This window comes from Methanothermococcus thermolithotrophicus DSM 2095, assembly GCF_000376965.1.
GTDB classification, from domain to species: domain Archaea; phylum AGJL01; class Methanococci; order Methanococcales; family Methanococcaceae; genus Methanothermococcus; species Methanothermococcus thermolithotrophicus.
The window spans coordinates 1-11,116 of record NZ_AQXV01000017.1 but is presented as its reverse complement, the minus strand read 5'-3'; the positions used below and the strand labels follow the sequence as shown (position 1 = coordinate 11,116).

Sequence of the window (11,116 nt, the reverse complement as noted above, 5' to 3'; positions counted from 1 at the left end):
ATTTGGTTTTATCAAGTATTCCTTAACTTCACTGGATGGGTTTATATCATATATTTGAGCCTCTTTTAAAATAGGATTGAGTATTGTTTCCTTTACATCCCCCGTTGGTTTGATAAAATAATCATACCTCATATTACCACTATTGGACGTCTTCTTTTACCCAATAAACTCTAATTGTATCACTGTATTCTTTTGTGACGTTTATTCTTATTTTTCCTGTGTTGTTTAAATTTTCTAATCTATCACACCTACAAGTCCTATCTGATATATCCGTCCATCTTCCGTTATATACACATTGAACCCTTACTCCGTTTTGGAAATCATCACCACTTATATCTGCACCTATTGAATAGATGTTTTTGTTTTCCCATAAATCCTCAGGAACTGATATTACTATTTCTCCAGCCTGTCCCTTTGTGTTAATTGTTCCAATTGTTTCAGCCATTTGTATCACCTCTCAATATCTCATATATTATTGTGCAGTAAATAGGAGCCTCAATTGTTCCGCTTGTTTCAATTATTATTTTTTGGTTGAAAACTGGACTTTTTAATCCCATAGCACCAGATACACCTTTGAATACATACATATTTATAAAATCAAAATCATCAGGTCTTACACTTACCACAGCAGGGCTTTCAGATTGGAAACCAGAGAATAAAACACCCAATATCTTAAATGAATTGTTAATATTGTGTTCTATTTTGCCCGTTGTTGTGGTTATAATCCTAGTTAAGTTATTTACATTGCTTGCATCAGTTATTACTGCGTTTATAGACCCCATAACATAACACCAGTAGAATGATTATAATGATGACGAAATAAATTTTATACTGCTGTTTTTCTATTATTAATCGTTCAGTTGTAGTTTCTTCCATATTTCCAGTTAGAATATACATATTATCCCTTTTTCCTTTTCTTGTGTATCACCACACCAACCACTAAAAATAAAACCAACACTACACCGATGAGAGTGTATTTTGTAGTTTTTGGAATGTATGGCTGTCCTGTATTAGGGTTTATAAGTTCCCCTGTCTCTGGGTCTGGAACATAGTAATTTCCATTCTCATCAACATATCCGCCGTCATCGGTTGGTTGAAGTGTTCCATTTTCTATGTCCCCGCTTGGGTCTAATGCACTATCAGGGAGATAGTCAGAAACTGCACCGCCTAGTGCATCGCCAGCACTATCTAAATATCCACTTCCATATCCTGCATCACTATATCCGCCATATCCCATGTCGCCATATCCTCCACCATATCCCATATCTCCATAACCATAATCCTCTCCGTATCCTGTATCTTCATAAGCACCGTCCCCAGAATCCCCCATCCATTTACTCATCATATACAATTCTGCACCAGTTGCTGCTATACCCAATCCACCAACTATTGCGTTTAGTTTGTCCCATTTTGAAACTTTTGGTTCATTTACTCCTTTTCCAGTTCTTAACTTTGGAGTTCTTAATTTTGGTATTCTCATATGAGGGACTTCTGGCATTCTAATTTTTGGAGCTCTGATTTTAGGTATTCTTGGTGCTTTAATATGTGGTATGTGCGGCATTCTTGGAGGTGTTATATGTGGTCTGAGTGGTCTCATTATCTGAGCTCTTGCACTGTGTGGAACTCTTCTTGGACGTGGTGGTGTCATTCTTCTTGGTGGTCGTGGTCTTATATGCGGTCTGGGCTTAACCATCCTTCTTGCTACTCTACCTATTGGAAGCATGCTATCATCTCTTTACTGCGTATATAATTGCACCAACCAGAATTAAAATTAAAATTAAACTGGATAATGATTTTGGTTTTTTAGGTTGGAACGCATCTTCAATATCTCTTTTTGTATTTGCTCCAACCCATCCAATACCCAATCCACCAATACCCGTAACTGCTGTTGCAGCTTGTGGATTCTTAACTGCAAAGTTTCTTGAAGCTGTAAGTATCCGCTTAGGTGCTATCATATTATCACTTAAACTACTCGTTCAGTTAAAATTCTAAATTTTGTGTCTTTATCCCCATTTACTGTTAAATTCAAATTATGATTTGCCGGTAGGTTTTCGATTATTGCTATTTGCTGTGGTGTTGCTTTGGCTGGGTCTCTATCATTTCTTAAAAATGTTATGTCAGTTAATGTTTCCATGTCGTTTCTTTCAACAACTGTTTGGAGTGCTTGGAGTTCCAACTCATTGATGTTTCCTTCCTGAACATATATTATAATTCTATCATACCATCCATTCGCAGAGGATATTGTAAATGTCTGTTCTGTTGCTGTGATGGTTTCTCCTCTTCCTGTGAATATTCTTTTATTTATTGATGCGTTCAATTGTGCTTTGAGTTGTTCCTCCGATATTTGACCTCCATATTTTGCTTTTACATATTGAACATAACTTGTTGTATCAAGTCCAATATACCCAAGTGTTGCCTTAATTTGTTTTTCTAATTTGTTTGTAATTTCAATCTGGCAATCTGGGAGTAAGTAGGGGAATATTGCAGTATTCAAAGTATCATCATTATAATCATAAGTCAATAATGATTTTACTTTTTTATTTTTCAAATCAACTATATTTCTACCGTTTTGTAAGAATGAAAGCACATTAATATCAAGTAAAGTTCCTAAAAAGAAGCTTTTATCCTTTGTTCCTGCGTATATTCCAATGTCTATTTGATTAAGAGTGTCTGCTGTTAATTCTACCTCATCATCAAAATCTACATTAAAATAAAATGCGTTGTAAATATAGCTCTCTTTTAGATATGACTGTATTTTATCCTTCGCATCTATTGTTTTAACTGTTGAACCGATTATCTTTTCTATAACCCCTATCATAATATCACCATTACATTAAATCCTGGTCTCCTGGAAGTATTGCCTTAACTGCTGAGCTCAATGCTACAATAACTATCCAAAAAATTATTGCCGAAACAACTGCTTTTTTTACATCTACACCCATAATAGTCATAATATCACCCAAAAAAGAAAATGAGAATTATTTATTTCTTAAAAGCATTTCAATTACTCCTTCTAAATAAGCTACTCTTTCCCTCAATTCCTGATTACTTTGTTTGACTTTTGTCTATTTCTCTTTCTATCCTTTTGATTTCTTTTGTTTGTTCTTTGTCTAATAATTCAGTTCTTATATCGTTCTTAATTTGCTTTCCATGCATGTAGCTGTTGAATTTTGTGTATGCAATTACTCCTACAATGCTACCTGCTGCAATGAACATGAAAAGCAATGTTCCTATATCTATTCCTACTGATACTGGGTCTGCCATATTTACACCTCAAATTTTTAGTTAAGCTTATTAATTATAGACAATAAACAATTGTTTTTTTCCTTTTTTATGCCTTAATTTTTTATTAATTTTATATATTTTCTGGAATTTACTAAATTAGTAATTTTAATAGTTTTCTGCAACTTCTGAAAATAACAGAGCATAAAAAAAGGATTTTACATAAAAATTAGTGTAAATTCTAAAAAATGTGGTGGTTATGATTGAAATCAAAAAAGAGGTTGTTGAAAACCATGAGTCAAAACCAGACATTGACATCAACAGCATCACAGAATCAATAATTGAAGAAGATTTAAAGAACTTTGAAATTATTGAAAATGATTTTAATGATGTAGATGACGAAACCGAAATAAAAACCGATGAAATATCAGAAGAAACCGCAAAAATAAAGGATTTATTAGAAAGCATAATATTGGTCATGCTATTTGTCATGGCTATGAGACATAAAAACATAGAAAATAAACAAAAAGTAGTCATGGATTTTGTGAAGGAACGAAAGGACGCCATAAACCGTATTTGTGTATGTATGGAAAAAACAATTGCAAGGAATGCAGAATTATATAAGAAAGTCCAGAAGGCGAATGACATAAGTTTTTTAATACAATTAGTTATTTTGTCTTTGGAATTTGAGGGCGTTTTAAATGAAATGGAAAAGAAGGCGGCTGGTATAGAATCAAGTAAAAAAGAAGGTAAGGAAAATAAAAAACAGGAATCAAAACAAGAGCAAATTACAACAAATACTTTAAAACCTACTGAAACTGGAATATATGCGGAGGCTTGGTAGTATGAATATTAAAATAATCGATATACCTACAAAAAAAACATTAAAAGAAATCAATATCGACACAAAAAAAGAAATCGAAGCAAATGAAGATTTAATAAAAGTGGCTAAAATGGCACTTGGATTTACAAATGCAAAAATATTTGACTTCCTTTTAGATGCTGTTGAAAAATCAGAACAAATAACGGTTGTAGCGTATGTGTATGAAGATAAATTCAAAGAAGTTTTGGATAAAATAGAAGAGTGAGGATATGACAGGAGCAAATATAAAACATGTCATAATCAATGGAGCATCTGGAACAGGTAAATCAGAATATTTTAAAAGGAATATTTTAAAACCTGCCGTGCAGGAAAAAATAAAAGTTGTAATAATAGACCCAGAAGATGAATACGATGGTATAGCCAAAACTTCCACCAAAAATATATTGAATGATTTAAGAACTAAACCTGTTGTAAGGTATGTTCCTAACCTAAGGCAGGAGGATTACCTGGAACAGTTGGATAAATTGTATCAAAAAATATTTGATAATGTAAAGGGTTGTATTATTGCAATAGATGAGGCAAGATTTTGCGGAGGAGCCCAGTATAAATTATCAAGTGGTTTGTTAGAGCTCATCACAAGGGGGAGGAAAAGGAACTTAAAGTTGGTTGTAATCACTCAGAGGATAGCACTTTTAGATAAAACAATAACGGGGAACTGTCAAATAAAAGTGCTATTCAAGTGTGCAGAGGATGTAGATTGGGATAGATATAGAAAAATAAATAAAGAGTTAACTGAAAAATTAAAACATTCAAAAAATGACCATGGCTACATATATATAAATGGATTAAATGCCAAATTGGTGGAATAATGGATACAACTGCACTTCTCGTATTTGCCATTATGGGGTTTATAATAATTACGGCAATAAATGCCATTGGGTTTAAAATAAGCTGTAGATTTTTTAATAGGGACGTATCGTATCTTGAAGCCATTGGATTATTAATCATGGCAACAATTAATTCAGTTATCTATACATTAATTATTTCCATTCCTGCATTTTTTGCTATTATATACTTTTCACCGGAATACACAACATTATTTAAAACCATACCTTCTATTTTTGGATTGATAGGATATATCAAAACTATAAAAAAACACATTGAAGTTAGCTGGATTAATGCTATATTAATCCACATTTTAGGGGGTATAATTAATGCATTAATTATTGTAGGAATTGTTGTAATTCTATATATCATAAGTTGGTGGTTTGGTGGAATGGAACATATAGCAGGGAACATTGTGTCCAGCCAAATACCTTCCAATATTGGAACTATAGATAGGTGAAGTGTATGGAAGATGAAAAAAAGAAAATATTTTTATATATGTTCGTAGTTGGAATCATGGATTTGGTATTTTTCACAATATCAGGGCAGTTTTGGTATATGATTTTTATAGTAATCTCTATGGTTATAGGATACTTTGCATTGTATCCTAATGAATTTTTTCTTATTCTTAACGATGCAAAGAAGCATGCACAAAATTACTTACGAAATTATAAAACTAAGCATGCTGTTGAAGATAATCATATCATTGAAAATCAAAGAGACATTCCAGAAGGATGCGAAGAAAAAAGAGATTTTAAAAAAGTTGATGAAAATAACAATAAAAGAAATAACATTCCATTTGTTAATTAAGTATGTGGTTGTTCCTCCAATAGTAGTTGTTGTTTTGAAATATATATTTGATATTATTTTTTAGATAAAAAATAAGCTGCCATACCCAATAGTAAAACAATACCAACTAATGCTAAAAATTCATTCCTCTCTTCCTTCTAATTAACTCATTGAAATTTTTATCACAATTCTTGTATCTTTCTTCAAAGCTTCCCTTCATTTCTGCAATAGTTTTTTGATTCTCATGGGCTGTCAAATATTTGTATTTTATAATTGTTATTCCAATTCCAAGAATCATTCCAAAAAATACTTTTAAAATATCCCATATTAAATTGCTGTCAATTATCAAATATACCACCTATCATATTAATATATTTATTATTCAAGTTTTCCTTATTAGAAAAACCGCCCGTTCACGTGAACGGGTGTCTGTTCATTCACATAATACAACGGATTTTATAAGAGATTTTGCTTTATACTCAATGATAATAACCCATTCACATATTCACATAATTTTTTCAAGGGGGTAATTTTTAGGTTTGAGTATGTAATTTTTTAGGTTTCGGAGGTAAAAATTTACCCCTAAAATTTTTTTGCGTGAATATGTGAATGGGCTTTTATAGGAGTTATTTAAATCTATACTCTTTTAAAATTGCTTCTTTTTGCGTGAATGGTTTAAGGTCATTCACGTGAATTCATGAACTTCAATTAAAATAAACTTTATTTATGTTTTCTTAAAAGAAACTATTATTGCAATAGGGACAATGATTATTTTTTAAAAGAGATGTTTGAGTTCTGGATGTTGTTGGCTATGATGTTGTTGTCTCCAACACTGCCATTAATGATTATTGAATGTTTTTCTTCCAGTTCCTTTTCCAACTGTTCTGCATAGTCATATAGTTTAACTGCTTTTTTTCCAAAATCGGTAAGGGAATAATAAACTTTTGATGTTCTTACTTCGGGGTTTTCTACTTCTTTTTTAACTAATCCAGCACTAACTAATTCATCTAATGAATTATTTAGTAATTTATCATAGATTTTTAATTCTTTTTTTATAGCACTGTAGTAGAGTTTATCATATTTAGACAACAATTCCAAAACTAATCTATTATTCTTTTTTGACATTATTTTTAATAAGTCCATAGTTTTCCCTTTTTTAGTTTAAAACTACAATATTTCATCACTCCCGTAAATATTATTTCAAACTTTTTTGTTATTACTAACCAAAAATAGAAAATTTTATATATTCGGTTATCCATATTACTAACCAATAAGTTATTACTAACAATTATGGTGGAACTATGGCACAATTTGAACTTATCAAAACTATCAAACCAATAGGAAATACTGGACACATAACAATACCTAAAAAATTCATCGGAAAACAGGCCAGAATTATAATAGAAAATGAAAATGCAGAAGAAAAAGAGAAACAAATAATAAACTTTCTAAAAGAAAGAAAAAAAGCTAAAATATTGACTACTTTCTATATTTCAGGATTTGGCTTATATTCTGACTTCATATTGTTCATTAACGAATTAGAGAAAAAAGGAGTGGTAAAAAAAGAAGGAGATTATTTAAAATTAATAGAGGGGTAATATGAGTATATCTAACGAAATACTTAAACTTATCGAAAACGGAACCAACGAATGGGATGAAGTCTATAAAGAATTAACAAAATACCATACGAAAAATTCTGTATCTATGGCAAAAAATAGACTTATTCAACAAGGAAAAATAAAAGAAGAAACAATAAATGGTAAGAAAATACTTTCAATACAGGATGAGAAAGAACTAATATCTGATGTAGATGCATACATATTCGAACACAGTAGCGAAATAAAGGAGTATTTCAAACACACACTTTCACAAAATCATAACAATAGAGTATTCAGCATTAAGGATTTTGTTATAGCCTTCCCACATTTAGCAGAAATAAACGACATAATATTGAACCATCCTTTTGAGACAAGGGACAGCTTAACGAACATATACAAAGAAACATACGAAGAAATATTCGCAGAAAAACCAGAATGTGTTTATATAAACATCTTAAACCCCTTAAACTCAAAAAAGAAACTTTCAGAAATAGGAGCAAATGACATAGGAAAACTTGTAGAATTTGAATGTTCAATAGTTCAAGCATCAAAGAACAAATCAAGAACAACGGAAGCGGAATATCTGTGCTTTGAATGTGGAGCTACAAGGAATGTAAAACTTGACTTCTGGGAAGACCCTGAAAAAAAGAAAGTATCATGTCCAAAATGTTCTAATCAAAGAATGGCAATTGACACGAAGAGTAGGATAACATTCCAAGAATTAATTGTCCAACAATTGGAAGTTTCACAAGATGGGAAGCAGCACACTGCATCATTATTCCTTGAAGATTCAGAGCCAATATATTCTGGAAAGTTAAGGGTAGTTGCAGTGCCAATTGAAAAATACAAAAAAGGAACGTCTGTTGCAGATATACACTTATACGCATTTGGATACGAAGAAATAGACAACATCGATATTAACATCACAGATGATGACATTGAAAACATCAATAAAATAGCAAAAGACCCAGAAGTTATAGAAAAATTAGCAAACTACATGCTTAGAGAAACAAAGGGAATGGATAAGGTAAAGAAAGCCATCTTCCTACAACAAGTTAAGGGGGTGGAAAAAGGAGACAGAAGAAGGAATATAAACATTCTTTTAATTACAGACCCAGGGGTAGGAAAATCTACAATGATGCACCAACTTAAAAAACTCCCAAATGTAAAGTATGCCACAATGTCAGGAGCATCAGGGGCAGGATTAATGGGTGGTATAAATAAAGAAAAAACAGAATTTGGAGAATCATGGGTAGTAAAACCGGGCATCTATGCATTAGCAGATGGGGGAACTGTATGTTTAGATGAATTTACACATAATAAAGAAGTAATGCCATATGTCCATGATGCAATGGAAAGCCAAATGGTAAAAATTACAAAGATGCAAAACAACCTTGAACTACCTGCAAGATGTGCAACATTGGCGGCATGTAATCCAAAATTGGGAAGATATGACCCAAACCTATCAGTCATGGAACAGGTACCAATAAAACCCGAAACACTTTCAAGATTTGATTTAATATTTCCATTAAGGGACATTCCAGACAAGAAAAACGATAGGGATATTTTAAAATTCATAATAAGAAGTGGAAATGAAAAAATAAAGGGAACTGAAAAAAAGGTAAAGATAAACGGTGTTGAGCTTTCCGATGAACTGTTAATAAAGTATCTTTATTATGTTGATGAAAACAAACCAACTATATCAAAGGAAGCAGAGGATTTAATCATTAACTACTACTTAAAAATGAGGAAATTATCAAAAAATGGAGCAATCACAATTACAACCAGGCAGGCAGAATCACTTATAAGATTATCCGAAGCAGTGGCAAAGGCAAAATTAAAGAATGAAGTTGATGCGGATGATGCAAGAGAAGCAATAGAACTTATGCAGTTCTGTTTAGAGCAAATATCTTACGACCCAGAATCTGGAAAAATAGATATTGATAAAGTTTATGGAATACCTAAATCCAAAAGGGAAAAATCAGAACAAATATTAAAAATTATCGAAGATGAGAATAAATGTAAGGACATGGTAAGCGAAGAGATAATATTTGAAAGGGCAGAAAAGGAGTATAAAATACTCGTTGAAGATGTAGAGCGTATTTTAGAAGTATTATCTATTCGGGGGGATATTTACAGCCCGAGATTTGGGTATTGGCGGATTACTTAAGAGGTGTAAAAAATGGTAAGCATTAGGGTAATGTGGAATTCAGAAGCAGAGAAAAAAGACGCAGAATATGTTGTTAATAGGATAGTAAAAGTATTCAGCAGTTTAAAAAGATGGAGCTGTTCAAAATCAAGGATATATAATAATAGAAAGAACAGCGGAGGCAGGATTTACATAAATCTCTGGAAGAGGTGAAAATATGGAACTAAATGAACAAATGCTATCAAATATGATAAGAAAAGGTATGGGATGGATATTGGCATTATTGGAAGAAACAGATGACAAAGAAATAGCAATGGTAATAACAAAACATGATGGAGAAAAGGCATATTTAAGAATGGAGCTTGAAGACAGGGAGGAACTGTATGATAAAGTATTGGATTATTTTAATCATAGAACAGAAGATGTATCTTTTGAAGAACTAAAAGAAAAATTCAAAGTTGAAGATATTTTTTTAGTAGATACATTGGACGAATTAAAAGAGGATGGAGAAATATACGAACCAAAAGATGGGGTTTATAAGATATTGTGAGAACATGCAAGAGATAGAAGAACTGCTACTAATCAAAGAAGTAGATAAAACAAAACCCTGGATAGACAAATTCACAGAAATTAGAAAATTCGCAAATGTTAAGGAAAGCACATTGAGACAGGACATACAACGATTAAGAGTATTCCTAAACTACTGCTTTAACACACTGGAAAAGGAACCTGATGAACTACAATTCAATGACTTTATAAAGTTCTTCAAATACTTGGATGAAGAAAGGAGCATCTCCATAAACACCCAAGACCATTATTACAAGCTCTTATCTGTATTTTACAAAATAATGTTTTTAAAAAACTCATCAGAATATGCAAAGTTTAAAGAATACTGCAAAGAGTTAGGAAAATTCAAAAGATTCGAAGTGGAACACTTTGACGAACTAACATCAGAGGAAGTAAATGAAATTATAAAACATATACTCCGTTCCAACAGTGCAACAAAGGTAAGGGATGCACTAATAATAAGATTAACCTACGACACAGGGGCAAGGATAGGAGAAATATTAAACTTAAAATTAAAAGATTGTGATTTCCAAAAAGGTATTTTTAAATTTAGAGATACAAAAGGCAGAGAGGTAAGATTAACAGTATGTGCCTATGACACTTTGAAGGCATTAAAACATTATATGGATTATTACATGAAATCAAAAAAGAGCAACGACTATTTATTCCAAAATAAAAATGGTAGCAAGGTTGGAGACTACTGGATTAGGAAGGTGTTTAAGGGGACTATAAACGACCTAATAGGTAAGGGGATTATCCCAAAAAATAAACGAATTACATTGCACTCCCTCAGACATGGGAGGGTAGTAGATTTGCTGAATAAAGGTTATGGGTTGGATATTGTTGGAGATTATGTTGGACATAAGGATATAAAAACAACAATGGTTTATGCTCACTCCAATAGTAGAAAAAAGAAATTATTAAAAGAAATACAAAAGGACTTGGACAGGGGGACTATGTAAGGTAAGGGGACTAATTTTTAAGAAAAAAATAAATATAAAATAAGACCAAATAACTCTTAAAATCGTTAAAAAAGTAAAAGGGCCGGGACCGGGAATCGAACCCGGGTCAGGGGATCCACAG

General features: G+C 32.0%; 20 protein-coding genes. 10 read left to right on the top strand and 10 right to left on the bottom strand.

Going from position 1 to position 11,116, the window contains the following annotated elements; translation table 11 throughout:
• Window positions 1–139: 139 nt before the first annotated feature.
• From F555_RS0100585 to F555_RS0100555, 7 genes are all read right to left on the bottom strand, one after another.
• Window positions 140–445: a hypothetical protein gene (locus F555_RS0100585; RefSeq protein ID WP_018153286.1), complete on the bottom strand. Its 306-nt coding sequence runs from the start codon at window positions 443–445 to the stop codon at window positions 140–142.
• On the bottom strand, window positions 438–782 hold the full coding sequence (locus F555_RS0100580; RefSeq protein WP_018153285.1) for a hypothetical protein: 345 nt from the start codon (window positions 780–782) through the stop codon (window positions 438–440). Before F555_RS0100580 ends, F555_RS0100585 begins: the two co-directional genes overlap by 8 nt.
• Before the next feature lie 116 nt (window positions 783–898).
• Window positions 899–1,723, bottom strand: coding sequence for a hypothetical protein (locus F555_RS0100575; protein WP_018153284.1), 825 nt, complete (start codon window positions 1,721–1,723; stop codon window positions 899–901).
• Window positions 1,724–1,727: 4 nt separating this feature from the next.
• Window positions 1,728–1,955 (bottom strand): hypothetical protein, encoded by a 228-nt coding sequence (locus tag F555_RS0100570; protein WP_018153283.1) that lies wholly within the window; start codon window positions 1,953–1,955, stop codon window positions 1,728–1,730.
• Between the two features lie 8 nt (window positions 1,956–1,963).
• Complete coding sequence (locus tag F555_RS0100565; protein ID WP_018153282.1) at window positions 1,964–2,818, bottom strand: hypothetical protein; 855 nt, start codon at window positions 2,816–2,818, stop codon at window positions 1,964–1,966.
• Between the two features lie 10 nt (window positions 2,819–2,828).
• Complete coding sequence (locus tag F555_RS09625; RefSeq protein ID WP_018153281.1) at window positions 2,829–2,951, bottom strand: hypothetical protein; 123 nt, start codon at window positions 2,949–2,951, stop codon at window positions 2,829–2,831.
• 94 nt (window positions 2,952–3,045) lie between these two features.
• Window positions 3,046–3,264 (bottom strand): hypothetical protein, encoded by a 219-nt coding sequence (locus F555_RS0100555; RefSeq protein ID WP_018153280.1) that lies wholly within the window; start codon window positions 3,262–3,264, stop codon window positions 3,046–3,048.
• A gap of 217 nt (window positions 3,265–3,481) precedes the next feature.
• Between F555_RS0100555 and F555_RS0100550 the strand changes: the two genes are divergently transcribed.
• From F555_RS0100550 to F555_RS0100530, 5 genes are read left to right on the top strand one after another with little or no spacing between them, the layout of a single operon-like run.
• A complete protein-coding gene (locus F555_RS0100550) occupies window positions 3,482–4,066 on the top strand; it encodes a hypothetical protein (RefSeq protein WP_018153279.1) in 585 nt (194 codons plus the stop codon).
• A 1-nt stretch (window position 4,067) separates the two neighbouring features.
• Window positions 4,068–4,310 (top strand): hypothetical protein, encoded by a 243-nt coding sequence (locus F555_RS0100545; protein ID WP_018153278.1) that lies wholly within the window; start codon window positions 4,068–4,070, stop codon window positions 4,308–4,310.
• A gap of 4 nt (window positions 4,311–4,314) precedes the next feature.
• The gene (locus F555_RS0100540) at window positions 4,315–4,914 is read left to right on the top strand and encodes a type IV secretory system conjugative DNA transfer family protein (protein WP_018153277.1); all 600 of its coding nucleotides are present in this window, start codon (window positions 4,315–4,317) and stop codon (window positions 4,912–4,914) included.
• Window positions 4,914–5,390, top strand: a complete 477-nt coding sequence (locus F555_RS0100535) for a hypothetical protein (RefSeq protein ID WP_018153276.1) — start codon at window positions 4,914–4,916, stop codon at window positions 5,388–5,390. The genes F555_RS0100540 and F555_RS0100535 overlap by 1 nt, the downstream gene beginning before the upstream one ends.
• 5 nt (window positions 5,391–5,395) lie before the next feature.
• Entirely contained in the window at window positions 5,396–5,740 is a 345-nt protein-coding gene (locus F555_RS0100530; RefSeq protein ID WP_018153275.1) for a hypothetical protein, read from the top strand.
• Between the two features lie 53 nt (window positions 5,741–5,793).
• Here the strand turns inward: F555_RS0100530 and F555_RS09565 are convergent, their stop codons facing one another.
• The 3 genes from F555_RS09565 to F555_RS0100520 form a co-directional block, all read right to left on the bottom strand.
• Complete coding sequence (locus F555_RS09565) at window positions 5,794–5,841, bottom strand: hypothetical protein (RefSeq protein WP_083876310.1); 48 nt, start codon at window positions 5,839–5,841, stop codon at window positions 5,794–5,796.
• Between the two features lie 11 nt (window positions 5,842–5,852).
• Window positions 5,853–6,068 (bottom strand): hypothetical protein, encoded by a 216-nt coding sequence (locus F555_RS0100525; RefSeq protein ID WP_018153274.1) that lies wholly within the window; start codon window positions 6,066–6,068, stop codon window positions 5,853–5,855.
• Window positions 6,069–6,487: 419 nt separating this feature from the next.
• A complete protein-coding gene (locus tag F555_RS0100520) occupies window positions 6,488–6,862 on the bottom strand; it encodes a winged helix-turn-helix transcriptional regulator (protein ID WP_018153273.1) in 375 nt (124 codons plus the stop codon).
• A gap of 158 nt (window positions 6,863–7,020) precedes the next feature.
• On the opposite strand from F555_RS0100520, the gene F555_RS08815 reads away from it, so the two are divergent.
• The 5 genes from F555_RS08815 to F555_RS0100495 are packed head-to-tail and all read left to right on the top strand — an operon-like array spanning window position 7,021 to window position 10,995.
• The gene (locus tag F555_RS08815) at window positions 7,021–7,317 is read left to right on the top strand and encodes a DUF2080 family transposase-associated protein (protein ID WP_018153272.1); all 297 of its coding nucleotides are present in this window, start codon (window positions 7,021–7,023) and stop codon (window positions 7,315–7,317) included.
• 1 nt (window position 7,318) lies between these two features.
• A complete protein-coding gene (locus F555_RS0100510) occupies window positions 7,319–9,487 on the top strand; it encodes an ATP-binding protein (RefSeq protein ID WP_018153271.1) in 2,169 nt (722 codons plus the stop codon).
• A gap of 12 nt (window positions 9,488–9,499) precedes the next feature.
• Entirely contained in the window at window positions 9,500–9,679 is a 180-nt protein-coding gene (locus tag F555_RS0100505; protein ID WP_018153270.1) for a hypothetical protein, read from the top strand.
• Between the two features lie 4 nt (window positions 9,680–9,683).
• Window positions 9,684–10,016 (top strand): hypothetical protein, encoded by a 333-nt coding sequence (locus F555_RS09160; protein ID WP_018153269.1) that lies wholly within the window; start codon window positions 9,684–9,686, stop codon window positions 10,014–10,016.
• A gap of 4 nt (window positions 10,017–10,020) precedes the next feature.
• The gene (locus F555_RS0100495; RefSeq protein ID WP_018153268.1) at window positions 10,021–10,995 is read left to right on the top strand and encodes a tyrosine-type recombinase/integrase; all 975 of its coding nucleotides are present in this window, start codon (window positions 10,021–10,023) and stop codon (window positions 10,993–10,995) included.
• Window positions 10,996–11,116 lie beyond the last annotated feature (121 nt).

What these genes read in the sequence shown, in the direction of transcription:
- F555_RS0100585 (WP_018153286.1), bottom strand. Translation starts at nt 445, where the DNA reads ATGGCTGAAACAATTGGAACAATTAACACAAAGGGACAGGCTGGAGAA.
- F555_RS0100580 (WP_018153285.1), bottom strand. Translation starts at nt 782, where the DNA reads ATGGGGTCTATAAACGCAGTAATAACTGATGCAAGCAATGTAAATAAC.
- F555_RS0100575 (WP_018153284.1), bottom strand. Translation starts at nt 1,723, where the DNA reads ATGCTTCCAATAGGTAGAGTAGCAAGAAGGATGGTTAAGCCCAGACCG.
- F555_RS0100570 (WP_018153283.1), bottom strand. Translation starts at nt 1,955, where the DNA reads ATGATAGCACCTAAGCGGATACTTACAGCTTCAAGAAACTTTGCAGTT.
- F555_RS0100565 (WP_018153282.1), bottom strand. Translation starts at nt 2,818, where the DNA reads ATGATAGGGGTTATAGAAAAGATAATCGGTTCAACAGTTAAAACAATA.
- F555_RS09625 (WP_018153281.1), bottom strand. Translation starts at nt 2,951, where the DNA reads ATGACTATTATGGGTGTAGATGTAAAAAAAGCAGTTGTTTCGGCAATA.
- F555_RS0100555 (WP_018153280.1), bottom strand. Translation starts at nt 3,264, where the DNA reads ATGGCAGACCCAGTATCAGTAGGAATAGATATAGGAACATTGCTTTTC.
- F555_RS0100550 (WP_018153279.1), top strand. Translation starts at nt 3,482, where the DNA reads ATGATTGAAATCAAAAAAGAGGTTGTTGAAAACCATGAGTCAAAACCA.
- F555_RS0100545 (WP_018153278.1), top strand. Translation starts at nt 4,068, where the DNA reads ATGAATATTAAAATAATCGATATACCTACAAAAAAAACATTAAAAGAA.
- F555_RS0100540 (WP_018153277.1), top strand. Translation starts at nt 4,315, where the DNA reads ATGACAGGAGCAAATATAAAACATGTCATAATCAATGGAGCATCTGGA.
- F555_RS0100535 (WP_018153276.1), top strand. Translation starts at nt 4,914, where the DNA reads ATGGATACAACTGCACTTCTCGTATTTGCCATTATGGGGTTTATAATA.
- F555_RS0100530 (WP_018153275.1), top strand. Translation starts at nt 5,396, where the DNA reads ATGGAAGATGAAAAAAAGAAAATATTTTTATATATGTTCGTAGTTGGA.
- F555_RS0100520 (WP_018153273.1), bottom strand. Translation starts at nt 6,862, where the DNA reads ATGGACTTATTAAAAATAATGTCAAAAAAGAATAATAGATTAGTTTTG.
- F555_RS08815 (WP_018153272.1), top strand. Translation starts at nt 7,021, where the DNA reads ATGGCACAATTTGAACTTATCAAAACTATCAAACCAATAGGAAATACT.
- F555_RS0100510 (WP_018153271.1), top strand. Translation starts at nt 7,319, where the DNA reads ATGAGTATATCTAACGAAATACTTAAACTTATCGAAAACGGAACCAAC.
- F555_RS0100505 (WP_018153270.1), top strand. Translation starts at nt 9,500, where the DNA reads ATGGTAAGCATTAGGGTAATGTGGAATTCAGAAGCAGAGAAAAAAGAC.
- F555_RS09160 (WP_018153269.1), top strand. Translation starts at nt 9,684, where the DNA reads ATGGAACTAAATGAACAAATGCTATCAAATATGATAAGAAAAGGTATG.
- F555_RS0100495 (WP_018153268.1), top strand. Translation starts at nt 10,021, where the DNA reads ATGCAAGAGATAGAAGAACTGCTACTAATCAAAGAAGTAGATAAAACA.